At 67.7% G+C, this 24,553-nt stretch carries 20 protein-coding genes and 1 pseudogene; 8 read left to right on the top strand and 13 right to left on the bottom strand.

Annotated elements, in window-relative coordinates:
- Nucleotides 1-78: 78 nt before the first annotated feature.
- A complete protein-coding gene (locus ABH940_RS30550; RefSeq protein WP_370106746.1) occupies nt 79-351 on the bottom strand; it encodes a YciI family protein in 273 nt (90 codons plus the stop codon).
- 177 nt (nt 352-528) lie between these two features.
- Between ABH940_RS30550 and ABH940_RS30545 the strand changes: the two genes are divergently transcribed.
- The gene (locus ABH940_RS30545; protein ID WP_370106744.1) at nt 529-876 is read left to right on the top strand and encodes a VOC family protein; all 348 of its coding nucleotides are present in this window, start codon (nt 529-531) and stop codon (nt 874-876) included.
- A 467-nt stretch (nt 877-1,343) separates the two neighbouring features.
- Nucleotides 1,344-1,733, top strand: coding sequence for a hypothetical protein (locus ABH940_RS30540; RefSeq protein ID WP_370106743.1), 390 nt, complete (start codon nt 1,344-1,346; stop codon nt 1,731-1,733).
- 385 nt (nt 1,734-2,118) lie between these two features.
- Here ABH940_RS30540 and phoU read toward each other — a convergent pair whose 3' ends face one another.
- The 3 genes from phoU to ABH940_RS30525 all read right to left on the bottom strand — a co-directional run bounded on the left by phoU (nt 2,119) and on the right by ABH940_RS30525 (nt 5,453).
- Nucleotides 2,119-2,796, bottom strand: coding sequence for a phosphate signaling complex protein PhoU (gene phoU / locus ABH940_RS30535; RefSeq protein WP_370106742.1), 678 nt, complete (start codon nt 2,794-2,796; stop codon nt 2,119-2,121).
- 360 nt (nt 2,797-3,156) lie between these two features.
- A complete protein-coding gene (locus ABH940_RS30530; RefSeq protein ID WP_370106741.1) occupies nt 3,157-4,401 on the bottom strand; it encodes an IS4 family transposase in 1,245 nt (414 codons plus the stop codon).
- Nucleotides 4,402-4,451: 50 nt separating this feature from the next.
- Complete coding sequence (locus ABH940_RS30525) at nt 4,452-5,453, bottom strand: alpha/beta hydrolase (protein ID WP_370106740.1); 1,002 nt, start codon at nt 5,451-5,453, stop codon at nt 4,452-4,454.
- Nucleotides 5,454-5,856: 403 nt separating this feature from the next.
- Between ABH940_RS30525 and ABH940_RS30520 the strand changes: the two are divergent.
- Nucleotides 5,857-6,030, top strand: a pseudogene (locus ABH940_RS30520) (transposase); the annotation flags it as partial.
- Complete coding sequence (locus ABH940_RS30515) at nt 5,997-6,803, top strand: transposase (protein ID WP_370106759.1); 807 nt, start codon at nt 5,997-5,999, stop codon at nt 6,801-6,803. The pseudogene ABH940_RS30520 and the gene ABH940_RS30515, both read left to right, overlap by 34 nt.
- Here ABH940_RS30515 and ABH940_RS30510 read toward each other — a convergent pair.
- The 9 genes from ABH940_RS30510 to ABH940_RS30470 all read right to left on the bottom strand — a co-directional run bounded on the left by ABH940_RS30510 (nt 6,781) and on the right by ABH940_RS30470 (nt 17,538).
- A complete protein-coding gene (locus ABH940_RS30510) occupies nt 6,781-7,500 on the bottom strand; it encodes a hypothetical protein (RefSeq protein ID WP_370106739.1) in 720 nt (239 codons plus the stop codon). The genes ABH940_RS30515 and ABH940_RS30510 overlap by 23 nt on opposite strands.
- Before the next feature lie 89 nt (nt 7,501-7,589).
- Nucleotides 7,590-10,661 carry a hypothetical protein gene (locus tag ABH940_RS30505; protein ID WP_370106738.1) on the bottom strand — a complete coding sequence of 1,024 codons (3,072 nt, stop codon included), beginning with the start codon at nt 10,659-10,661 and terminating at the stop codon, nt 7,590-7,592.
- Between the two features lie 58 nt (nt 10,662-10,719).
- Nucleotides 10,720-11,250 (bottom strand): DUF2690 domain-containing protein, encoded by a 531-nt coding sequence (locus ABH940_RS30500; RefSeq protein ID WP_370106737.1) that lies wholly within the window; start codon nt 11,248-11,250, stop codon nt 10,720-10,722.
- A gap of 618 nt (nt 11,251-11,868) precedes the next feature.
- Nucleotides 11,869-13,119 carry an ABC transporter permease gene (locus ABH940_RS30495; RefSeq protein WP_370106736.1) on the bottom strand — a complete coding sequence of 417 codons (1,251 nt, stop codon included), beginning with the start codon at nt 13,117-13,119 and terminating at the stop codon, nt 11,869-11,871.
- Nucleotides 13,116-13,817: an ABC transporter ATP-binding protein gene (locus ABH940_RS30490; RefSeq protein WP_370106735.1), complete on the bottom strand. Its 702-nt coding sequence runs from the start codon at nt 13,815-13,817 to the stop codon at nt 13,116-13,118. The genes ABH940_RS30495 and ABH940_RS30490 overlap by 4 nt, the downstream gene beginning before the upstream one ends.
- Nucleotides 13,818-13,822: 5 nt before the next feature.
- Entirely contained in the window at nt 13,823-15,238 is a 1,416-nt protein-coding gene (locus ABH940_RS30485) for a peptidoglycan-binding protein (protein ID WP_370106734.1), read from the bottom strand.
- A gap of 70 nt (nt 15,239-15,308) precedes the next feature.
- Entirely contained in the window at nt 15,309-15,896 is a 588-nt protein-coding gene (locus tag ABH940_RS30480) for a hypothetical protein (RefSeq protein ID WP_370106733.1), read from the bottom strand.
- A gap of 57 nt (nt 15,897-15,953) precedes the next feature.
- Nucleotides 15,954-16,898 (bottom strand): hypothetical protein, encoded by a 945-nt coding sequence (locus ABH940_RS30475; RefSeq protein ID WP_370106732.1) that lies wholly within the window; start codon nt 16,896-16,898, stop codon nt 15,954-15,956.
- Nucleotides 16,899-17,088: 190 nt separating this feature from the next.
- Complete coding sequence (locus tag ABH940_RS30470; RefSeq protein ID WP_370106731.1) at nt 17,089-17,538, bottom strand: hypothetical protein; 450 nt, start codon at nt 17,536-17,538, stop codon at nt 17,089-17,091.
- 793 nt (nt 17,539-18,331) lie between these two features.
- On the opposite strand from ABH940_RS30470, the gene ABH940_RS30465 reads away from it, so the two are divergent.
- The 4 genes from ABH940_RS30465 to ABH940_RS30450 all read left to right on the top strand — a co-directional run bounded on the left by ABH940_RS30465 (nt 18,332) and on the right by ABH940_RS30450 (nt 24,513).
- A complete protein-coding gene (locus ABH940_RS30465; protein ID WP_370106730.1) occupies nt 18,332-22,282 on the top strand; it encodes a hypothetical protein in 3,951 nt (1,316 codons plus the stop codon).
- On the top strand, nt 22,282-22,800 hold the full coding sequence (locus ABH940_RS30460) for a hypothetical protein (RefSeq protein ID WP_370106729.1): 519 nt from the start codon (nt 22,282-22,284) through the stop codon (nt 22,798-22,800). The genes ABH940_RS30465 and ABH940_RS30460 overlap by 1 nt, the downstream gene beginning before the upstream one ends.
- A gap of 116 nt (nt 22,801-22,916) precedes the next feature.
- Entirely contained in the window at nt 22,917-23,210 is a 294-nt protein-coding gene (locus ABH940_RS30455) for a transposase (RefSeq protein WP_370106728.1), read from the top strand.
- Nucleotides 23,211-23,707: 497 nt separating this feature from the next.
- Nucleotides 23,708-24,513, top strand: a protein-coding gene (locus ABH940_RS30450) for an IS5 family transposase (protein WP_370106758.1) whose coding sequence is annotated in 2 segments (ribosomal slippage) — nt 23,708-24,050 and nt 24,050-24,513 — 807 coding nt in all. Because the reading frame shifts where the segments join, the coding sequence is not laid out codon by codon here.
- Nucleotides 24,514-24,553: the final 40 nt, after the last annotated feature.

Here is a 24,553-nt window from a genome sequence, read left to right as displayed (position 1 = left end):
GCCACTGGTGATCTTGTGCGCGCCAGCGATCACGAGGTGGATCAACCAGCCGACGAAGGCAGCATCGCAGTCTGATCGCTACAGCGCGATCGCTTCGTTCCATTCGAGGATCGGCCAGGACTTCACGACCCCGTTGACGACGAACGGATCGCCTTTCACGAAGTCCTCGGCGGACTCCCTACTGGCGAAGACCGCCATGGAACCGTCCTTCTGCGGGTCCGCGAAGGGGCCGATCATGAGCAGCTCTCCGCGCTCGATGTACGGCGTGTAACGGGCGACGTGGGCTTCGAAATGCGCTGGGGCCTTGTCCGCGAGGTCATTGACCGATTCGTAGAGTACGACGTACTTCATGGTCGCCACCTCTCGATTCGGACCGTTTCGTAAACATCATCCGCGATCGGCCGCTCGGCAGCCCACCCACGGGCCGGTGTGTCAAAGACCCGCCGTGCGAGCTGCCATGAACAGCCAGAAGTCAGCTACCATCCCGTCCTCGCGATGAAGCAGACCGGGTTCCACAGGTGCCATGAGATGGCGAACAACTTCAAGACGATCATTTATCCGGTCAGGCACGTTGAGAAGGCCAAGGCCTTGTTCGCCGCACTCCTCGGCGAGCCGCCAGCCCACGAGAACACCTACTACGTCGGATGGTCCATCGAAAGTCAGGACATCGGCCTCAACTCACACGGCTTCGAACAGGGCATGACCGGCCCGGTCCCGTACGTCGACGTGGCAGATATCCAGGCGCGGGTTCGATGCGCTCGCGGCGGCCGGGCGAGCGTGCTGCAGGAACCGACGGATGTCGGCGGTGGATCTCAGATCGCCACCGCCAGAGATGCCGACGGCAACGTCATCGGCCTGCGCGGCACGGCGGCCTAAACCGAGCAACCAGCGAGCTCGGCCGCGCCACCCGTCACTACGCCCAGACTCGCCCGACGAGAGTGGCCGCGGCGGCCATCACCGCGCTCCGTTCGGATCAGCCTCGGGGCGCGTCGAGAGGTGCTGGCCGCATCGGCGGGTAGCGTCAGGGACGCCCGCCCGTGGTCGCCTGGGCGGGCGCCAGCCGTCGGTCCCAGTCGGCCTGGGCGCATCCGTCGGTGACCTGCCACCGGATGTGCGGCGTCGTCGCCCTGTTGGAGGATCAACCGCATGCTCGCGTTGAACGGGATGTGGAGAGTGCTGCGAGCGATGGCGCGACGCTGCGCCCGTGCTGTGGCCGCGCTCGAACCCGATGGTCTGCACCGAGAGGCGCGACGTAACGCTGCTGCCCTGGCCAGTGCGGACCGCAGGCAGTCCGGAGCAGTGGATCGGTGGACTGCAGGACCCACGCGCCGTCTGGGCAACGGATGACCGCCTCCGCCACCGTCGCCCAGCTGATCAGAACCGCCCAGGAAGGCCTGCAGGCCGGTGTCTGGCACCTGAGCGACAGAGACCAGCTCGCCCTGGACCGACTCGTCGCCCACTTGCACTGGGTCGACCCGGCACAGCCCACCGCACCGACAGCGGTCAGACTGCATGACGCCGCCGCCGAAGTCGCGGTCGCCGCCGTCGCCAGCGAGGGCGAGCTCGCCTGGACCTTGTCGCAGGTCACCACGGAGTTGTTCTCCATAGTCCGCACCATCGACGAACGAAACCTGCCGCAGCTACGTCAGCCGACCACCGCGGAGCTGTCCGACGCGGGCATCGCTCTGCAGCGACTGAGGGAGTTCCTGCTGGCCCTGCGGGGTACGCTCTGACCTCCGTCCCGGCTGCCCACCGAGGCCAGTTCCGCCACCGGCGTCCACTCCGCGAACTTCGGCGAGCGGCGATGTGTGAGTGCGGACGGGGTATACGCCGCGGCGGAAGGACCACGGGAGTGGGCGATGCTCTCGAAACGCGAACAGCGGGCCCTGGCAGACATCGAGCAGGCCCTGCAGGCCGAGGCCCCGCTGCGGATGGTTGCGGGACTTCCGGGCTCAGGCGCGGCCCCGGCGCCTCGTCTTGGCCACCGCGGTGACCTTGGGCCTGGTCCTGCTCGCCATCACGTTCGCGCTGCGGAGCGTCGGACGTTGGCAACTGGCTTCACGGATGGGCGGGTCCGGTCACTGCGATCGTCACCTGACGGCGTTGCGACGCATCGGGTCACTCCTGGCCGGCAGCTACGTCCGGTGGGAGGTCGTCGGTGTGTTCGCCGGTGACGAGGTAGACGACGCGGTTGGCGACGGCAACGGCGTGGTCGGCGAACCGCTCGTAGAAGCGGCCGGCGAGGGTGACGTCGACCGCGTCCTGAACGCTGTGGGGCCAGCGGTCGTCGAGCAGGCGCCGGAACAGCGCGCGGTGGAGGTCGTCCATGGCGTCGTCGTCGACCTCCAGTTCGAGTGCGACGAAGACCTCGCGTGTGGCGATGACGTCGGCGGCCTTGGCCATCAGGCGCTGCGCGACGTGGCCCATCTCCAGCACCGTGGCGTGCAGCTCGCTGGGGACGGCGTGGTCGGGGAAGCGGCGTCGGGCAAGTTTCGCCACGTGCACGGCCAGGTCGCCGGAGCGCTCAAGGTCCGCGCTGACGCGCAGCGCGGTCACCACGGTGCGCAGTTCGGTGGCGACCGGCTGCTGGCGTGCGAGGACGGCGATCGCGCGTTCCTCCAGGTCGCGCTGCAACTGGTCGAGCTTGTCGTCGGCGGCGATGACACTCTCGGCGAGCTGCAGGTCGGCGTCCAGGAGCGCGGTGGTGGCCCGGCCGATCGCCGAACCCGCGAGCTGAGCCATCTGCTCCAGCCCGGCCGTGATCGCCTCCAGTTCCTCACGGTACGCGGCGCGCATCGTTGTCCTCCATGGGTCAGGTGGTCTCCTTCGGCATCCGGCATCCTGCCACCTCGGTGGCGCGCCACCCGGGCGCACCGGCCCGGGGCTGGCGCACCTTGTCGGTGGCACGACTGGTGAACCGACCATGCCTAGGGCCGCGGACATTGTTCAGCGCACCTAAGCGCAATACCGGTGATTTAGGTTGTTTTCCGGCTGGTCGAGATGGCTCTGGTTGGCTTGACCAGCCGGACCGTTGGGGTGTCTGGCCGTGGCGGGTTGTGGTGCTCGGCGCGTTTGAGGGCCCAGTTGGACATCTTGCGTTTGATCACGCGCGGGTTGGAGCGCAACCGCCGTGCGGGCAGCAGGCGTTCGGCGATCTCACGCAGGCTCTGGGTGATGGCCCGGGCCAGTCGCGAGGGGGGAAAGCGCCGCCTGCCCGGTGACGTGGCGGCGGACGATGCGAAGGGTGCGGGTGAAGGAGAGCCGGTCCGGGTCGTGGCCGGCCCGTAGGGCGGCCTGGTGCATCAGGTCCCGCAGCGCGTGGTGGACCAGCAAGAACGCGAAGATCTCCTGCTCGACCCCGGCCGGGTGTTGGGAACGCAGCACCAACTGGGGCCCGCCCTGATGGTTCTTGATCTCATCGAGAGTGTTCTCGATCTCCCAGCGCTGGGCATACAGGGCCGCGAGCTCGGCGGCCGGCGCCTGGACGGGATCGAGGATGGTCGTGATCAGCCGGTAGACGGTGCCGTCACCACCACCGCCGCCGCCCAGCGAGTACTCGATCACCCGCACCCGTTCCGGGTCCGCGCGCCGGTAGTTGTCCCGCGCGGCGACGATCTCCGACAGATAGGAGCCGTCGGCCAGGGTTTCCAGGACCGGCAACACGATCACGCTGCGGACCCGCCACAGCAGGTCCGCACCGCCTGATTTCGCGGCCCGCCACAGGTCGAAACCGCAAAACCCCCGGTCCGCCAGGACGAGCATCCCCTTCGTCAACGCGGGGAACAACCGCTGGGCCAGGACGGTCTCGTGGACCGTGAGCGGGCCGACCTCGGCCGCGAACACCGCGTGCGTGCCGCACTCGGCCAAGGCGGCGACCCTGGCCTGCGGATACGCACTGCGGCCCTGCCCGCGACTGGTTCCTGGACGCCCGAAGGCCTGTGCGTTTGCCGCCGTGTCCGGGACGTCGAAGACGGTCCCGTCGACCGCGACCAGTCGCCAGCACCGATACCAGGCCCCCTGCGTCTCAGCGACGGCGACCGGCCGACACACCCGCGCGAAAAGGGCCCGCAACGGTTCCGGGCCCAGCCGCAGCCGGGCGCGACCAATCGCCGCCGTGGTCGGCACACGCCAGGTCTTCGCCCAGCGGCCCTCCCGTTCCAGGCCCTGGACCAGCAGCCGGGCCACCTCTTCGTAGCCCTGCCCGAAGAACAGGCACATCGCCAGGACGAAGTAGACAACCACCCGCGCAGGCAGCAGACGCGTGCGCTGCTCGACCCGCCCGCACTCAGCGACAACCTCGTCGACCAGCTCCGGCGGAAAGGCCCGCGTCAGCACCCCCAACGCGATCCGATCCGAGAACCGATCAACCCCCGACGACTTCAACTGACCCGGCCTTGGCACACCAAGCCCAACGACCAAAACCCACCAAAGTCACCGGTATTGGCCCTAGCCTAGCTCCCTGACGCGTCGGCCAGCAGCCGCTCCAGCCAGCGGTGGCGAGCCGCGATCGCGTCCTGGCTGATCTGGGCCTCAGGGATCTCGCGGTCGAAGGCGTGGATCCCACCGGCCCAGACGTGCAGCTCGGCGCGGCCGCCGGCGTGCCAGATGCGGTCGGCGTAGGCGAGGACCTCGTCGCGCAGGCACTCGGCGGAGCCGACGTCGAGGAAGGCGGGCGGCAGCCCGCTCAGGTCGGTGGCGCGGGCGGGCGCGGCGTACGCGGGCACATCGGGCCCACCTTGGGCGTCACCGAGCAGCGCGCTCCAGCCGAACCCGTTAAAGCTGCGGTCCCAGAAGTCGACGCCGTCCATCTGCAGGGCGGAGGGGCTGTCGTTGCGGTCGTCCAGCATGGGGTACATCAGCAGTTGGCCCAGCAGGCGGGGACCGCCCTTGTCACGCACGGTCAGGGCGAGCGCGGCGCCGAGGCCGCCGCCGGCGCTATTGCCCGTGACGACGATGCGCTCCGGGTCGATGCCGAGTTCGTCCGCGTGGTCCGCGACCCACAGCAGGCCCGTGTAGGCGTCGTCGATCTGCGCCGGGTAGCGGTGCTCGGGCGCGAGCCGGTAGCCGGCTGAGATCAGTGTGGCCCCGAAGCGCTCGGCGGTCTCCAGCAGTTGGTTGAGCCCGAGGCGGTGGTCGTTGCAGTAGAAGCCGCCGCCGTGCAGGTAGTACAGCGCGGGCCGCGAGGCGGGCGCCCCTGCGGGCGTGCAGACCAGCAACGGGACCTCCGGGGCGCCGTCCCGGCCGGGCACCGAGTGCTCGGAGACGGTGAACCGGCCGCCCTGGCCGAGGTCGTCGATCGCCGCCACAGCGGCCTCAACCGACGCCCGGATCTCCGCCAGCTGCTCCAGGCTCATCAGCGCCGGGTTCGGCACCTCGGCCAGGAAGGCGTCCCACTCAACCTGAATTTCGGCGTCCAACGGAACAGCCCCGGTCTTGCCCGATTTGAGATTCACGCGCGCACGCTAGCGGTCCCCGTCCCCCACGGGCCACCGAATTCCGGACTGCGCGCCTCCGATGAAGGCGCGCCCGGAACGCTCCAGGGCGGGTACCCCCTCCCCCATGCGACTACTGAAGTTGAAGGAGTGAAGGGCTGCAGTCGTACCGATCATGGCGGTCGTCGGTTCGACGGGGCCGCCTCGATCTGGTGATCTTCGGCGGGTGTGTGCATGAAGGCGGGGCCCCTGGCCAGCTCCGGACTGTCGAGATCCGAGCCAGGCCAGGAGGCCCTCGTGTCGCAGTCTTGCGTTGCCGCGCCCGCGTCGCCCAACTCAGTTGCCCGGTCGTGTGACTGCCTCGCGCACCGGTTCGGGGAACGCGAGCGACCATCCGGACCGCCAGCTGCGGTATCCGTCAGACATGTCGGACGCGGAGTGGGCAGTGGTGCGGGACGCGATGCCGATCCCGTCCTGGCTGGAGGGCAGGGGCGGCAGGCCGGAAGGCTACTGCCACCGGCAGATGCGGGACGCTGTCCGCTACCTGGTCAACAACGGAATCAAGTGGAGGTCGATGCCCGGCGACTTCCCCGCGTGGGACCGCGTCTACGCGTTCGCACGACGCTTCGGTGCTCAGGGATTGCTGACCGAACTTCACGACCGGCTGCGTGGACAGGTCCGCGAGGACGCGGGCCGCGATCCGCAGCCGACCGCTGCCGTAAGAGGGTGCCAGGACGCAAGCACCACATCCTGGTGGACTGCCTCGGCCTGCTGCTCGTGGTCATGGTCACCACGGCGAGCGTTCATGACCGGGACGCGGCGATGCCACTACTGGAACGGCTCCGCGACCGCTACCGGAAGATCACCCTCGTGTGGGCCGACGGCGGCTACGCGGGCCGCCTGGTCACCTGGGCGAAGCAGACGCTGCGGCTCACCGTGCAGGTCGTCAAGCGGTCCGATGACGTCTCCAGGTTCGTGGTGCTGCCCAGAAGGTGGTGCGTGGAACGGACTTTCGCCTGGCTGTTCCGCTCGCGCCGCCTGGTGCACGACTACGAGACCCTGCCGGGCGTCCATGAGCACATGGTGCTGTGGTCAGCTGCTTCGGCTGCTGCACGGCACCTGCGCCGCGGCGTATCGCATCCCGCACAGCGCGTTCACCGATCCCGCGTCACCGACCGGACTGTGGCGCCGTCCCCGCCTCCTCCCGAACTCGACTGGATCACGACGAAACCGCTGAGCGGCGGCCAGCCGCTCTGCTTGGACACCAACGTCCAGCTGTCGGCCGACCAAAGCCGAGTGGCGACCGACCTGCTGAACGAGCCGGCGGCCTCGTGTCCGGCGCGGGCCGTCACGAGGCCGGTTCGCCCATGATGATCAGTTCCTCGTCGCCTTGTGATCCGGAGAAGTAGTAGACGCTGTTCCCGAGCCGGGCGGTGGGTGCAACCACCTGCATGAGGGCGTAGGCGCGGTTCTCCTCGAGGGTAACGATGGCTTCTCGTTCCCGGGACACATACGCCGCTGCCGCTCCCGGATCGGAGCCGGGGTAGGGGAACGAGGCGCAGTCGTTCACGAATTGCTGCCCCGGGGTGCTGTCGCCGCGTGCGGCGTCGCACTGGATCGAGGTGACCTGGTGAGCCGAGTTCAGCGTGATCCACAGGTCGATCGCCTGGCCGGAGACCTTGGCGTGGCCCACCAGCCAGATGCTCTTGTCCGGGCGCGGCTGACCGCTTATCGGCTGGGCGCTGGTGGTGATGCCCCACTTCTGCTGCTCGTGGGCCAAGAAAGCCTGGAGCGGGAAGGCGGCGGTCAGGGCCCGGAGCGGGCCGCCGTACGCGTGCGTGGTCATGGCGGGCTGCAGGCCCCCGGGCAGCGATGGGTCGCTGGGGGCGGGGGCCGGCGAGGTGGCGGCAGATCCCTGGGCCGCCGTGGCGGCGCTCGGGTGGCGGGGCGGCGGCGTGTCGGTGCCTGCCTCACCGGTCTGGCCGGTCGTCGCGGAGGAGCAGCCTGTGGCGAGGGTGAGCAGGGCGGCGCAGGTCGCCAGGGCGGCGGAGGGTCGGTGCAGGCGCATGGGCTTCCGTTCTGCGTGTAAGGCGGCGGCGGGGCCGGCCCGCCGACACGATATCGGTGGGCCGGCCCCTCGAAGGAATGCGGTCGGTGTCAGCCGGCGGTGCCGTTGGGGCACCAGCTCCCGGAGACGTAGGGGGTGAACGCGACCGCGTCGAACGCGACGTCGGCGGTGCCGGTGCCGGTCGAGGTGAGGTTGTTGAGCATGACCCTGGCGCCGGGGTAGAGCGTGATGGAGCCGAGGTCGAGCCAGGTGTCGGTGCCGTTCGTCGCCTGGCTGACGGTGCAGCCGGTGGTGGGTTCGACGCCCGCGGTTGGGGAGTCGCCCTCGGCGACGACGTAGTGGGCGTTGGTCACGGTCGAGCCGTGCGAGGGGAGGTGGACGCGGATGTCGAACGTCTCACCGGTGCTGGCGATGGAGTCGGGGCGCAGGGTCCAGGCGCCGGTCACCTTGTTCTGGTAGTCGTTCAGCGCGTAGGAGTGGGTGAAGAAGATGTGCCCCATCCAGCCCGCTCCGAGCTGGTGCAGGTCGATCTGTGCGATCAGCGGGTTCTCGTACGTCAGCGGGTTGGTGTCGAGCGTGCTTCCGGCGTAGTTGTCGCCGAGGCGCAGTTGGAACTTGCCGACGTCTGTCTTGGTGGGGCAGCCGAAGATGTTGTCGCCGGAGTCGGGGATGGTGCCGATGACGACGGTGCTGCCGGTGCCGCCGGTACTGAAGTCCGGATAGAGGCAGTCCGGGGCCGGGTACTGGCGGTTGATGGCCGGTTCGGAGGAGCCCAGGCTGTAGGCGAGGTGTTCGGTGGCGGCCTGGGTGCTCTCGTCGCCGCTGATCCAGGAGATGGGCTGGTTCCACCAGCAGCTGCTGTCGACCGCCGGGCAGGGGTTGGTGGGCTGGGTCGAGTCGCAGTTGTTGACCGAGGTGGAGCAGAGCATGTCGTAGTTCGAGGGCAGGTTCAGGAAGCAGGGCCCGGTGGTGCACTCGCTGATCGAGTAGGTGGCCTCGGAATAGGACTTGGTGTTGCCGTAGGTGACCTGCGGGCTGTCCGCCCAGCCGAGGACCTTCTCCTGGTAGGGCCAGTCGCCCGGGTGGGCCGCGTCACCGGTGTTGTAGCGCATGAAGAACTCGCGCGTGGGGTTGTAGGCCGGGTTGGCGGGGTTGTTGGCCCAACCAAGGCCGAGGCGGCCGTTGTTCTGGCTCGGGTCGGTGTAGACGCCGCTGTTGTAGCCCCAGATGGCGAAGTACCAGTTCTCGATGTACTGGGAGCTACCGTTGTTGACGGTCATCGGCGTCGGGAGGCTGAGGAGCTCGTTCCAGGTCTGGCCGAGGATCTGGACGCCCGCCGCGATGTTGGCGGCGTAGTCGGTCGCGACGGCGGTGGCCTGGGCGGCGCCCATGGGGGTGCCGCGGTTGGTGGACATACCGTTGGTGACCTGGGCGATACCGTAACCGCAGTCGGTTCCCGCGTAGTTGGGCAGCGAGGAGATGCTGTCCTGGTTACCGTAGTAGTCGGAGTTCAGCGGGTTGCCCGAGTCACCAGGGACGGCGTGCCACGATGCCTGCTTGAGGTTGGACTCCTGGGCGAGGATGCCCAGCATTACCTGCGCGGGGATCGTGCCGCCGCCGGTCAGTGGGGTGGGCGGGAACATGGACTCGGGCGAGTAGCTCGATTCGCCGGTGCCGTTCCAGTCGGCCGGGCGGGTCAGGTTCATCTGACCGTGGACCGCCTGGTCCACGGCCCACTCGACCATGTTCTCACTGGGCTGGAGCACCTGGCGGGTCGGGTCGTTGCGGGGCACCAGGCAGGTGGGCACGGTGTCGCAGCTGGGCGGCGTGACCAGCGAGACGGCCTCGCCCTGGTTGTCGTAGCCGCCGGTGAGCACGCTCGAGTCGCAGGCGGGCGGGGAGGTCGTCATCGCGTGGACCCCGCTGGCCGTGGCCTGTGACCCGGTCGCGCCAGCGGTCGCGGTCGGGGCCACCGCCGCAGCGTTCGTGTGAGTGCCGCCGGGGCCGAAGGTGCTGGTCGCGGCGCCGGTCAGGGCAATCAGTCCGGTGTCGGTCGTGCGCGAGAGGGCGCCGCGCATCTCGACGCGGGCGCTCTGGGTCTGGCCCTCGCGCCCGGCCGGCGTGGGTGCGATGGAGGCGACGACCGCGTCGCCGCGCAGCGATACGGCGGTGGGCTGATGGGGCGCGGCGACGGTGCGGACGTCGGAGGGGACGCGCAGTCCCTTGGTGTCGCCCACGAGCACGTTGTGGCCGTTGAGCCCCTGGAACAGGCCGAGGTTGTGGCTGGTGGACTTGCCGAGGATGGACAGCCGCTTGCCGTTCCACTGCTGCAGGACGGAGTGGCCGTCGGCGAGGCTGAGGAGGTCGAGGCCGCCGGTGCTGCCCTGCATCAGCTGGTAGGGCTGTCCCTGCGGTTGGGCCAGGCGGGTGAAGCTGCCGTTCTGGTTGAGCCGGACCAGGGCGCCGCCGACAATGCCGTCGATGCCGGTGCTGGTCGCCACCGGCGTGGTGAACTGGGCGTTCACGTGGGTCGAGCGGGTGATCGCGCCGGTGCGGGCGTCGACCTCGAAGACCTGGGTCTGGTCGTCGTTGACGGTGTTGCGGGAGAAGATGACGTGGTCGTCGAGGCCGCAGCTCGGGGTGAAGTAGTTGAGCGCGATCCCTGAGGCGACCTGGGTGACCTTGTGGGTGGCCACGTCGACCACGGCGCTGAAGGCGCCGGCGGCGCGCTGGGCCGGGCTGTTGGTCGCGGAGGAGGGTGCGTAGACGGCGGCGACGTAGCGTCCGTCGCCGGTGGTGCAGGTGTAGCCGGTCCACGGCCCGACGTCGATGCCCGGCACGTTGAGGGTGGCGATCGTCGTCCAGCGGAAGGCCTGGCGTTCGTCGGCCTGGAGGATGTGGAAGCCGTTGACGTCGCCGATGCCGGTGAGCACCCGGTCATCGGACCGGTTCCACCGGGTGCCCAGTTCGGTCTGGGGCTTTTGGAAGGCGAAGGTGGTCGAGGCGGTGGCCGAGGCGGCGCCGGGGGCGCTGCTCGGTGCGGCGGCGGCCACGCTCGCGGGGCCGCTCAGCAGCATCGTCGCGGCGGAGGCGAGGACCACGGCACCGGCGACGAGGGCGCGGGGCCTGCGCCCTGCCCTCGGGGCGGTTCTGTTCAGCAAGTCAGTTCTCCGAAGGTGTATGGAGTTTGGCGGAACGCGTTGGGGGTTCGCCGGTTGGCTAGTGCCAGCCGGTGCACCAGCCGTAGAGGTTGGGCGAGGCGACGCCGTCGGGCTCCGGGTCGATCGTGGTGGAGTTCTCGTCGGGGCTACCGCACGCCTTGAAGGACTGGCCCCACTGGGTCATGCCGGTCTCGATGGCGAGGTTGCCGTTGATGTTGCGTCCGACCTGGGAGCCGAGGGCCTGCTGGGTTGCGGTCTCCAGGCCGCCAGTGTCGGGCACGGTGAAGATCGTCGCGGTGCCGAAACCGCCGGTGGCGTCGACTTCGGTGTACATAGCCCACACAGTGCCGCAGGTCGGCGAGTAGTAGATCTTGAGGTCGCTGCCGCCCTGGCCCTCCGACGAGTCGTCGATGGGCATCTCGTCGACGGAGCAGCCCGTCGCCTCGGCGTTCTGTCCCTCGCAGCTGCTCCCGTTACAGGTGGGGCCGGCGGCGCTGGCCAGTGGGGCGGCCGGTCCGAACAGGACACCTGCAGCCAACGCCAGTACAGGGAGCAGGCGCAGCGCTCTCCTGAGCGGGACGGATTTCATGATCGCTCCAGTTAGGTGGATGGACTTACGTGTGGGCCCCGGTCGGCACCGCCAGCTGCTCGCACGCGACGGGTACGACGGATGCAGCAGCTGTCGGGCGGCCTGGGCCCGGTACTGTCGCCCGGTAGCAGCGGTTCACTGCTCCCCCGGAGAACGACAGGGTCGAGTAGGGCACGTCGACCATGAAGGTGACGGTCAGCCCTTGGGCGGTCCTTCTCCATGCTGACGCAGCCCCAGGTCTGCCAGTTGAGCGTCACCGGGCGGGAAGGGTCCCCCGGACCCGTGGGGCAGCCACCAGGTCGTTGATGCCGTTCGCCGTGGACCCGCAGTCTTGGTAAACCCCGGAGGTCGTGGTGAACTCCGTTGTGGCGTCCTTGAACTCACCCGCGGGTAGCCGCCGGACTCCAGCGACGCCACCATGGCCTGGTCCTGCTGGACGAAGTAGCCAGTTCCAGGCCGGTCTTTGCCACGAGTGCGTCGGGCGCGCGCTTCGACCGCACGGCGGGCAGCGGGGCATCTGTGGCTGGCGGGCCTGAGGCTCATGGCAGTTGACGGTTCCTCTTGGTGGTTCGGGGACGGACGGGCTTGGGCGCCTGGTGGCACTACCGACTCGCTGTGCTACCGCCGCAGTGCGTCGAGGGGTTCGATGTGCGCCGCACGGATCGCGGGATAGAGACCCGCCAGCAGGCCGACGAGGGCGCCGATGGCAGGTGCAGGGAAGACGGCCGCGGGCTGCAGCACGGCGGTCCAGTTCTCCCACAGTGCGCTGGTGATGACGATCAGTACTCCGGCGCTTGTGCCGATGAGGCCGCCGAGGAAGCCGAGGACGGTTGACTCGCTCAGGAATTGGGCGGCGATATGGCGGGGCCGGGCGCCCAGGGAGCGTCGAAGGCCGATCTCGCCTGTGCGTTCGAGGACGGCGACGAGTGTGGTGTTGGCGATTCCCACGGCTCCGATCGTCAGGCACAGGGCGGAGAGGATGAGGAAGAGACTGGACAGGTCGGTGTTGACCTGGTCTCGCAGGCTGTGCGGGTCTGGTGGCGGAACTGCGACGAGCAGTTGCGGCTGGTCCGGTCGCAGGGCCAACGGGGCTTGCTTGGCGATGAGCTGCGCGGCACCGACGTGGGTGCGGATAAGTGCCTGGGCCGGCGAGTCGGTCGGGGGGCCGTACTCTCGCAGTGCCGTGCTCGAGGGGATGAGTATGCCCATCAGAGTCTGTGAGAGCTGCTGAGCGTCAGAGATGATGCCCACAACCGTGTACGCGGTGTCGTTGATGAACACTGCGGGCTGGTTGTCGACGCGGGAGATGCCGAGGAGATGCGCGGCTGCTGACCCAAGGACGCATACGTGTTCGGCGCGGTCTTGGTGGAAGGAGTTGTAGAGCGTTCCTGTGAGCAGCGTCGGCTGCATGGCTTGCAGGGTGCCGGGCGACGCCGCATACACCGTGACGCTGCCGTCCTGGGGCAAGGCGGTGGTGTTGCTGGGAGTCGGCGAGATGGTGGGGTTCCGCAGGGGGGCGGCCCACCAGACGCCGCCGGCTATCACGCCGTTGAGCTGCTGGAGACGGGTGTCGGTATCGGCGGGGAAGTCCATACGCCCGGCCGCGGGTGAAGGGTCGGCAGGCGGGGTGTCGGTCACGGTGACGGTGGTGTCGCGCAGGAGGTTGAAGGAATTGCTGATCTGGCCGGTGGCCGTGGTCGTCAGTCCGAGGACGGTGACGAAGGCCCCGACGCCCAGGATGGTGCCGAGCATGGTCAGGATCGAGCGCGTCGGCCGTTGCGTCAGGCCTGCCAGCGCCTCGGCCGGGAGGTCCTTCAGACGCAGTCGTGTGGCCGGTGTTGCCGGTGACCGGATTGGGTCCGAAGTCATGCGAGGGTTCCTGCCGTCGGGCGTGCTTCTGGAACGTCAGCCGGGCTGACGGCACCGTCGAGGATCTGCAGTTGGCGGTGGGCGCGCTCCGCGACACCTGGATCGTGGGTGATCACGATGAGGGTGACGCCGTCGCTGTTGAGGTTCTCCAGGAGGTCGAGCACAGCATGTGCGTTGTGCGAGTCGAGGTTACCGGTCGGTTCGTCGCACAAGACGATGTCAGGGGCGCCGACGAGCGCACGGGCGATCGCGACGCGCTGCCGCTCGCCGCCCGACAGGGTTGTGGGCAGTGCGTGCAGGCGGTGGCTGAGCCCGACCCGCTCCAGAGCCTGGTGGGCGGCGGCGATGCGATGTCGCGCCGGAATGCCCGTGTAGAGCAGTGCGAGCGCGACGTTCTCGGCAGCTGTGCGGTGGGACAGCAGGTGGAACTGCTGGAAGACGAATCCGATGCGGCGACCTCGGATCGCGGTGCGGTCCCGCTCGCTCAGCGCGGAGACGTCACGACCGGCCAAGAGGTAGTGACCCTCGCTGGGGCGGTCCAACAGGCCGAGCAGGTTGAGGAGGGTGGACTTGCCGGATCCTGAAGGGCCGACGATCGCCACGTGGTCGCCCGCCTCGATGCGGAGATTGACGGGCTTGAGGGCCTGCACGACAGGCGTCCCCGGATACGTCTTCGCCACCTGGTGCAGTTCGACCATGGCAGTCACTGGCCGACCACCACTCGGGCACCCGCGGCCAGGCTGCCGTTCAGGGGAGCGACCTGCACCATGCCGTTGGCGGAGACCCCGGTGGTGACCGGAACGACGCGTTGGCTTCCGCCGGGGCCGAGCACCGAGATGGTGGCCTGTGCGTCGGCTCCGGAGGAGATTGCTGCTTCCGGCACGGCGAGCACCGGTCCGGCAGTTGCGGCAGCGGTGATGGTGATCCGTACATCCTGGCCGTCGAAGGCGGCTGCCCAAGGGCTGTCCGGGCGGATCTGCAGGGGTATGTAGGCGCCGCCTGTGCTGTCAGGGTCTGATGTCCCCTGAGCGGGAGTGGTAAGCGCGCCGATAGCCGCAACTGTGGCGGTGGCTTGGTCTCCAGTGGTTTCGGAAAGCACCGTGGCGACCATGCCTGCCTTGACCAGTCCCTGGTCGGCGGGGTCCATTTGGCCCGTCAGTTCCATATTGCCGCGCGCCAAGGTGACGACCGGTCCCTTGACCGGATCGCCGACCGAGACGGGGACAGCGACGACTCTTGCGGGCAGGACGGGAACGAACACGAGCTCGGATGCCGGGATCATGGGACCGGCTTGCGCCTGGGCCTTGCTAAGGCTTTGCTCGGCCTGGGCCAGTTGCGTGTGCAGTGATGCGAGCGATCCTGAAGCGGAGGCGTCGCTCTGCGTGCGGCCCGTGCCAGCCCCCGTCGGCGTGGCGGAGAGTTGGGCGGTCAGGGAGTCCACCTGCTGCTGAGCTGCCTGAACGGCAGACTGGGTTGCCTGGCTCGTCTGGGGAACGGCGTAGCCCATGGCCGTGTAGAGGCGTGTTACCGCGGCCTTGGTGCCATCGCCGAACGTCCCGGATGCGTCGGCGCCGACGCCGTACCCGAGGGATTGAAGGGCCTGCTGGAGCTGTGCCACATCCTTGCCCGACTCTCCAGGGACCAGGTCCCGGTAGACCGGTATGGACCCAGGCAGGGCGAAGACGGGGCGGCCCGAGTATTCGACCATCGGCTGTCCGGCCCGGACCTGCTGGCCCGCATGGACGAACACCCCCGTGACCACCAGGCTTTCAGCGGCGTTTGCCCCAGAAGGGTCGGCCACCGAGGTGGGCGTGGCGGAGATGGTCTGCCCGTCGGAGAAGGTGCCGCGCAGCACCACCGTGCTGCGCAGGACCTCTTGCACGACCGGGGCGGTGATCACGCTAGGGGTGGGTGCCTGCGTATCGGCGGCAACCTGAGCGGGAGAACGGATCGACGTGGCGGCAACCACGCCGCCGGCCGACACGAGCGCCGCAGCGGCGGCGACGCACATTACCAAGCGGCGTCGGCGACGCAAGGGTGATGACGTCTTGTCAAAGGCAGCGGTCTCGGCTGTGACACTCGTGAGAGTGTCCGCTTGCAGGGGTGCTTCGATGGTCATAGTTGTTCTTTCGACGGCGCAGCCGCAGGAGCTGGGCGACGAGCATGTGAGACGGCCCGTCCCTTCGCGGTCAGCGGCCGGCCAGTGCGAGGTTCACACCATCTTGGAGGTCTTGGACCCCTTGGGCGATCAGTGCTGCGGGCGGCAGGCATTGCTGCCTGATGGACGTGCTGCTCGGGCTCAGACCGCAGCCCAGGGCTTCGTAGTTGGTTACTGCCTGCTGGAGCTGGGTGGCCACACGGCGCAAGGTGGCGAAGCCCGACTTCCCGGAGATGGCTGACAAGGCCTGGCTCGTGTCCTGGCCGATGGCCTTGGCGGCTGCCTCGCAGGCGGCGGTGAAGACGGAGGCCTTAGAGGTTGAGCAGGGCGACCCCGTGCCCGTCCCGAAGCGGTCGCCGTCGGCGTCGAGCTGCGGCAGAAGCTGCGCCTGCACCGCCTCGGCCAGGGCTCCTGCCGAGGACAGGCTCGGAGGCGCTGTGCTCGGCGCAGCGGCCGGAGCGGAGTACTCCGGACGTGCGGGGGCACTCGTTGCCGGCGCCTTAGCCGGTGCGGTGGCAGGAGAGGAGCAGCCGCTCAGCAGCGATCCGGCGACCGCGAGGCCGGCCAAGGCGAGCCACGCGGATCGTGGCTTGTGATCGTCGCGCGCGCTGGTGCTCATTGTTACCCCCATGCTCTGACACCTTGTTGCGGAGCGGTTTGTTGTGATGACGGCGGATTATGACCCCTGCAGCACCTGGGCTGCCTTCTTGAGGGTCTCTTGCTCCGACTGCTTGAGCTCAGTCAGGGCCTCTTCGTTCTGCGCGATGAGCTTGTTCTGGATCGCGGATTCAACGGCGAACCATACGCCGATGACGTTTGCCTGCTTCTTGCAGGTCACATCTGTCTCGGCCATCTGGATCTCAGCTGTTGTCGGCGACGGCTTCAGCCGGAAACCGGGGGCCTGGGCGGGCGTGGACACTGAGTACCCGCTCTGCTTCATACAGCCTGACCACTTCGTGAAGGCGGCCAGCAGCACGGGGTTCGCCAGCGACTGGTTGTAGCTGGTGTCGTCGATGTTCTCGGCCAGACGCTGGTTCATGCCGGTGCCGAGTTTGCGCTGTGCGTCACCCGAGCAGCCCCCCTGAGGGATCTGCTGCCCCTGGTAGACCTGGCTCGCGTGTTCAAAGCCGCCCCCAGGAGTGTTGCCCAGGAACACCAACTGCTCGCTTTCACTCATGGGCTGAGGAGCAGGCGCACCTGTCGACGGCGAGCCCATGGTCGCCGGGTTGTGGTAGCCGTACTTCTGCGCCATCGCCATGTCGGTCACTCCGTACCGGCGAGGCATGTTCGCGACGTCGCTCGCCGGGTCATTGGCGGCGAAGTTCGGCGGCGTGTACGAGAAGCCATAGCGGGTCATGCACTGCTGGATGAGCACTCCAGAGGCGCGCAGCATCTCAGTATTCGTCGCTTGCGTGAGCAGGTAGGGCTCGATGGGCAGCGACAGGCCCGAAACGGTCGGAATGGTCGCCACGTGCGAGGGGGTCGGCTGAGCGACCGTCAGCGCGGGTGTCGACGACGCGTTGGCCGAGGGTGCTCCTGCGCTGCACGCGGTGAGGCTGGCAGCGCCCGCGACCAGCACCGCCACAGCGCGGACGGCGCGGTGAAGTGACTGGAAGTCCATGGTTTCTCTCTCAAGCGGCTCGTGTGCTCCGCCGGAGCAGAGACAGTTCATTGGCGTCTGTGATGTAGGACAGCCCTGGTGGCCACCGGCGAGGCTGTCCTGAACAGCACTCAGGGATTCGCGTGTCGCCGGCCTGTTGAAGGAGGTGACCTCCACGGCCAGGCTGACCGCCCTTCGGGCTAGCGCGTCGTCAGGCTGAGCACTGACAGTCCTGGGAGGCGTTCTCGTTGTAGGTGTTGACCAGGTTCCCGTAGAAGGTGCCATAGCCCTCCGGGTCCCACAGGTCGGAGGAGCCCGCCTCGTTGCTGTTGTAGAAGACCTGGTACACCGAGGAGCTGTTCTCGTTGTACACAGAAGCCGAGTTGTTCTTCACGTTCTGGAGCTCACCGCTCCCCGAGGTGAGGTACTCGTAGGTGGGGCACCCTTCGGACTGGCAGTCTGGGACGTCAACGTCGTAATTGTTCACCAGGCCGTAGATCCCGACGTGAGCCCCCGCGAGGTTCGAATTGTAGAAGAGGCACAGAGTCTCGTCGTAATGGCTGCAGGTGGTCACGTCGCCATCGCTGATCGCATGTGCCTGGCTGACCCCGCCGAGCATGGTCAATGCCGAAACGGCGCCAGCGACAATCAGGCTCTTCATTCTCGTGCGCATAGAGGATTACCTCGTTCCATTGTCGGAATGACATCCAAAGGAGAAAGCCGGACGGCCCTCAGCTCGCGGAGAGGGAGCCTGGGCAAAGAGATAGCCGAAGGGATCCCCCGCTGATGTCCATGTCATCGAGCCCCGGCGATGGCGATTCTGCGCGCGGGCCGATCGCGTCGTCAAGGTTGTCCAGCATGTGTTTCTGCAGGTCACAGTGATGTTGATCAAGATCTGCACCGTGTGTCCGGTTTGTCTGGACCTGACAAACCGGACAATGTAGCTATATCGGTGCATGTATGAGTGACGTGGATCACAGAAGACATATTTGAGGTTTCTCTCAGGAAATTTTCAGGCTTCCGTCGCAGCGCAACCGGGGTCTATCGTTCGGCTCACTGCCCCCAAATAGGCCGGGCGGTTTGAGTAGGGTCAGTGCACGGCGAAGCGGGGGGTCGCTGAATGCCGCCCCGTCTTTCTCTGAATCACGACGGATTGCAGGAAAGTTCTCCCCGTGGCGCGTCCTGTGCTGACCCATTCGTCAGAGAAGGAATTCATGCACGCGCACAACAGGCGTCGCTCGCTCACGCAGCGGCGCGGCATCGCTGCCTTCGTGGCGGCGGCTGCCGTGGTGACAGGGCTCAGCAGCCCCGCCATGGCATCACCGCCCCCAGCCTCCCCGTCGGCTCAGTCAGCGACCACTCAAGCGCCCGCCACCCCGTCCGGCCCCGCTAGTCGTCTGACGGCACCGCAGCAGGTGCTGAGCTCCGGTTGGAAGTCGTCCACGGATAGGGACGTGACGGTCAGCGGGGACGACAACGGGCTGAACGTGCTGGTGGCCGATGAGTCGTCGGGCTATCAGTGGCGCACGGCCGCAACGCTGTCGGAGCCCGGCTTTGACACGGACCAGTGGATCGGGCAGTCCTGTGTGACCTCGTCCGGGCGCCGTGCCGTCGTGGTCTACGCCCCGAGGCAGTTCACCAACCAGAGCGGCGTGTTCAACCAGGGTGCGTTCGTTGCGATCGTTGACTTGGTGACCGGAGATGTTCGCAAGCTGCCGTTCACGGCGTCGCTTGCCTACTACGACCCTGGTTGCGGCGCAGGTGAGCAAGTTGCCTTGTCCTCGCTGGAGAGCGTCGGCGGCAAGGCGGTCAGCACCGTCCGGGTCGTCGACGCATCCACCGGCAAGGTGCTGCGTGAAACGCAGTCCGCGGGGCAGCTGTCCTCGCCGGTCCCCTTCAACGGAGGAGTCGCCGCGGCGCTGGGCAACCGCCTCGTTTCGATCGACACCCGCGGCGGTGAGCACACCCTCGCGGTGGAGAAGGACACGCCGTTCCGGATCCACCCGGACGGAGCGGGTGGCCTGGCGTACCAAGTGCCCCAGGGCAAGAACGTCCAGGTCCGCAGGTTCGCTGCGGGCAAATCCCAGCTGGTGGGCACCGGCGCCCTGGGGCAGGTGCAGCTCACCCGTAGCGGCAACCAGGTCTTCGTGGTCGGGTCGAACCCGGGCAAGGCGCTCGCGGCGGCGAAGCTTCCGGGCGGCTGGCAGCGGCTGAACGCCCCGGTCGACTCCGACGTCTCCACCACCGGAGCCCTGGCCGTCACCCTCTCCACGAACCATCTCAACCAGGCCAAGTCCAGCGCCAGTTCCACCAAGGCCACCGATATTCCGACCCTGATCGGTATCAACGCCCTGGTCACCGGTACGGGGAAGAACGTCGCCTTCCGCATAGCACCCGAGGCACTCAAATCCCACGCCGGGCTGGCCGCATCACCCGCACTGACCCAGTTCGGGCAGATCCAAGCCAGCGCCGCGAGCGCGGCCCAGACCACGACGACGACCGGCACACGGTCGGCCTCCGCAGTCAAAACCGCCTCGGCCGTGGTCCACGCGAACGCCATCGACACCGGCGGCGACCCCTCGACCGAGACGTGGGATCCCGACCGCGGCTGCGCGGTTCCTCGCAACGATCCGACGATCCAGACCTACCAGCCGACCGCCGCCCAGGTTGAATGGGCCGCAGACCTTGCGGTACAGGGCCAGCTGACCCCCAGCCGCGCGGCGAACTGGGAGGGTTCGGGGATGCCGGTGTCCTGGACACCGCAGGGCATGTTCCCGCTCCAGCAGCTCTCCGGTGGCGGCAGCGTGCCGGCGCAGGTTCTCCTGGGCGTGCTCGCCCAAGAGTCGAACACCATGCAGGCCAGCCCGCATGCCGTTGATTCCACCACCGGCAACTTCAACCAGGGCGGCTTCTACGGCAACGGCGGCGACTGGGCCACCGTCGACTGCGGCTACGGCATCGGCCAGGTCACCACTGGCATGTCGATGAACACGCCCAGCGGCACCCCTGTCGCCGATGGCAACATGGCTTACACAACCGCCGAGCAGCAGCAGGCCATCGCGACGGACTACGCCTCCAACATCGCGGCCTCACTGAACCTGCTGATCGACAAGTGGAACCAGCTCAAGGCCGCGGGCATCATCGCCGGTAACGGCGACCCGTCCCACGTCGAGAACTGGTGGTTCGCCGTCTGGGCGTACAACGCCGGTGTCGAGCCTGGCCCCACGGAAGGCAACACCACCGGCTGCACCCCCAGCGCCACTTGCACCGACGGCAGCGGCAACTGGGGCCTGGGCTGGGCCAACAACCCGGCCAACCCCGCCTACCCGGCCGACCGCGGCGTCTTCACCAACAGCACTACTGACACCAAGGTTCCCAACCACTGGACCTACCCCGAACTCGTCATGGGCTGGGCCTACTCCCCGGTGCCACGCTACAACTACGCCACCAGCGCGTGGGGGCCTGCGTTCACGCCTGCAGGCGGCCGCACCAGCCCCAGCGAGCCGGCGTTCATGACGTTCTGCACGCAGGTCGACGACAACTGCACGCCCAATGCGGCACCGGACTCCAACGGCACCGCGAATTCGGCTGGCCTGTGCGGCCTGTCCGACTATCACTGCTGGTGGCACAAGTCCACGACATGGGTCGACTGCACTGTTTCCGGCAACTGCGGCACTTCCGTCCTCACCTACACCTCCAGTAGCTCCAAGCCGCTGGGCACGGACATCTACCCGCCCGACTGCCGCCCGCTGGGTGACAGCAGCGGCGACACCAACTCGGACTCCACTGGACAGACCCCGCCGACAGGCTCCATCGTGGTCGACGACGTGACCACGCCCAGCGTTGCGAGCTGCAATCAGACCTGGACCGATCAGGGAAGTTTCGGGGTCAAGTTCACCAGTATCACCCCGAACTGCGGGGCAAACGGGTGCGCAGACCCCATCGACTACCCCGGGAAGATCGACTTTCACCAGCTCGGCCTCGGGTTCGGCGGACACATCTGGTTCACCCACACCGAACCGGCCTCCGACACAGCGGACCACATCGTCGGAACCTGGACCCCGCCCGCGCTCAACGGGTGGACGCGTATATGGGTCCACATCCCCGACAGCGGCGACACGACCCGCGAAGCCCCATACACCGTCAACACGGGGATGAGCAGCGGCGTCACCCAGGAGACCCGATACGTCGACACCCGGGACAACTCCAACGAATGGGTTCAACTCGGGGTGTTCCAGTTCAACTCCGCTGGCACCGAGAACGTCCAGCTCACCAACACCACTCCGGACGGGGCCGGGACCGACGACATCGCCTGGGACGCAGTCGCCTTCCAGCCCTTGCCGACCAAGCCCGCCGACTTCGTCGTCGCGATGGGTGACTCCTACTCCTCCGGAGAGGGCAACGGCACCTACTACACCAACAGCGACATCGACGGCGCCAATCCGTCCCTGCGTGACAACTGCCACCGCTCCCCGGACACCTGGTCGCGGCAGGCCGTCCTGGCCGACAGCACCTCCACCATCGGCCTGCGGGCCGACAACGGAGACAACTCCATGGACTACCACCTGATCGCCTGCTCCGGCGCTCAGAGCTTCAACCTCCTGTCGGGCACGACGATACCCAACGGCCCGAGCAGCGTTCCCGTCAATTCGACCGCCACGCCTGCCAAGGGTGTCGGGCAGAACGGCGAAGTCGCCCAGCTGGACTCGGGCTACCTCGATGCAAACACGACACTGGTCACGATCTCGGTCGGCGGAAACGACTCTGAGTTCTCCTCCATCCTGCAGAACTGCATCTTCAACATCGTGAACGCTGACTGCAGCTCCGTGACACAGACCGGTGACTCTGAGCCTCTCTCCGCCGCAGAGCCAGCTCGGATCAGTGGGGCCGTGACACAGAACATCGAAAGTGTCCTCAGCGAGATCAGCCAGGAAGCACCGAACGCTCAGATCGTCCTGATGGGCTACCCCGAGCTCTTCTCTGACAGCGGCAGCTGCCTGGCCGAGAAGATCGGAGCGGACGAGATCGCCGCCTACGGCATCCTGGGGCCGGTCGGTGGTGTGCTCGCCACCGCAGCGAACATCTCCGCCAGCACGCACATCGCCACCGACGCGGCCTGGATCGACCAGATGTCCGACGATCTCGACCAAGCAATGCAGAACGCGTCCAACGCGGAAAATGCTCAGGGCGTGAAGGTCATCTTCTCCGACCCCCGCACGGTCTGGGCCGACAAGGGAGTGTGCGGAAGTCCGCAGGAGCTGAATGACTTCGTCCTGACCAAGACCGCTGGTGAGGACCCCAACAGCTCCAACCCGGTCTCTCAGCAGTCCTTCCACCCGACGGCTGCTGGTGCACTGGACTACGCTGGCGCGCTGAACACCACTCTGCGCTCGTTGGGAATGTAGTGACAGTCGGTACGAAGAAGGCCGTCGCCGTAGTGGTGGGGGCGCTCGCCCTCACCGCTGCGGCGACAGCCGCCGTGATCCACTGGTGGACGACCGCGATGCGACCGTCGTTGGACGTCGCACACGACCAAGCCCTGGCCTCCGCCCGCTCAAGTGCGTTCCAGATCCAGAACGCCTTCCAAGCGGACCCCTCCGCCGGCGGGGCCGCCGGCATCGCGGTGGCCAAGAGCCTGGTCACCGGCGCGAACACCACGCAGAGCCAGACCAGGATCTTCGCCACCCGGCAAGGACCGAACGTCTACTCCCTCTCCTTCGCCCTCGACGCGCAAAGCTCCGCCCAGGATTGGCTGGACGGCGGCCAGATCTCAAGCGGGGTCCGGCTCTGTCTAAAGCTCAGCTGGGACACCACGCCAGCCCAGGCAACACTCGCCGACACCACCTGTCCCGCCGCGCTGCGCCCCTTCAGCCAAGGAGGCCCGCCGACCAACACCATGGACATAAGCACACTCCGGGGTTGAGGCGGTTCATCGACTGAGTAAGAGGAGCTAACGCAAAGAGTCTTGGTGACCCATGTCCCTTTCCCGGATGCCTCGTTGGTCAGCGATTAGGGAAAGGGGCGGGGCCACCGTGGCTGGTGGCAGACGATCTTTGGGAGCGGATCGCGCCGCTACCTCCTGTGCGTGAGCGGCGTCGGCGGTTCCCGAGTCGGTTGCCGTTGGACGACCGCAAGTGCATGCAGGGGATCTTGTTCGTGCTGCACACGGGGATCCAACGAGAGTGGCTTCCGCAGGAGTTCGGCTTCGGCTCCGGCATGACTTGCTGGCGGCAGTTGCCAGACGAGAACGCCGCCGGAGTGTGGGGCGGGCTGCGCCAGATGCTGCTAACCAAGCTGCACCGGGCCAGCGAGTTGGATGATCGCGGACGATGATCGACGACTCGCATTACCAGGCCCATCGGGGCGGCCCAAAGCCAGGCCGAGTCCGTTTCCGGATCGAGCGCAGGCGTTCTCCGCAATTTGCTCCCATTTCAATGAGATGGGCACGCTTTAGACCACGGGTACACGGCGGTCGATGCTCAGGCGCCCGAGCACATGGGAGGACCCGCCGCGTGAGCCATCTGTTCGTGATCAGTGCCATCGCCGGAGCACTCGGGCTGACGGGCTGCAGCGGCGGGGGCAGGACCGCATCCGCGCCCGTGAAGAGCGCTCTGCCGTCCGCTACTCGGCCGACAACTGCCATGCATGCCTGGTATGTGGGCCTCTCAGGGTCCACCGGTGGCGGGGCCGCTGACATCAACACACTGGCCAGGGACATCGCCAGCATCACCTCGGATAGCGCCGACAGCGTCCAGTTCTCATACGCCGTCCAGGGCTTGGGCACGGACCTAAGACCGTGTCCTACGTGGTGGCGGCTCGTTGGGCCGGTTATGGGGCGGGGTACTTGGAGTTGGATCGTTCCGGACGGGCTATGGGAGATCGCGAAGCCGTTGATCCCGCCGGACCGGGTGCGGCCGCAGGGCGGCGGGACACCGAACACGCCTGATGAGACGCTGTTCGCGGCGATCATCTACGTGCTGGTCAGCGGATGCTCCTGGCGGGCTTTGCCGCCGTGTTTCGGGATATCGAAGTCCACCGCCCACCGCCGCTTCCTGATCTGGTCCAGGGCCGGCGTCTGGGGCCGGTTGCACGAGGCCGTGCTGCACCGCCTGGACGACGCCGGCCTGATCGACGTCTCCCGCGTCGTGCTCGACTCCTCCCACGTGAGGGCCAAAAAGGGGGCGAACTCACAGGTCCGAGCCCCGTGGACCGCGGCAAGCCGGGTTCCAAGATGCACGTCTTGTCGGACGCGAACGGACTGCCCCTGGTCGTCGGCGTCACCGCCGCGAACACCCACGACAGCCAAGCTCTGAAGCCCATGGTCCAGGGGCACCAAACGAGACACGACCCTGCCAGAGGCCGCCACTTCAAGCCCCAACGCCTCCACGCGGACAAGGCCTACGACATCCCCCACCTGCGGAGCTGGTTACGCGGCAAGCACATCGGCGTGCGCATCGCCCGCAAGGGCACCGAGTCCAGCGAACGCCTCGGCCGCCGCAGGTGGGTCATCGAACGCACGATGAGCTGGCTAACCGGCTACCGGCACCTCAACCACCGTTACGAGCGCGGTCCCCGCAACTACCTGGCCTTCCTCGGCCTCGCCGCCGCCGTCTGCTGCTACAAACGCCTGATCTGACTCACCACGTAGGACACGGTCTAAGAGCGTCCGCCAATAG

The sequence above is a fragment of the Streptacidiphilus sp. BW17 genome (assembly GCF_041262485.1).
Classification (GTDB): Bacteria; Actinomycetota; Actinomycetes; order Streptomycetales; family Streptomycetaceae; genus Streptacidiphilus.
Note: the sequence above shows the minus strand (reverse complement) of the source record. Positions and strands in the feature narration are given on the sequence as shown.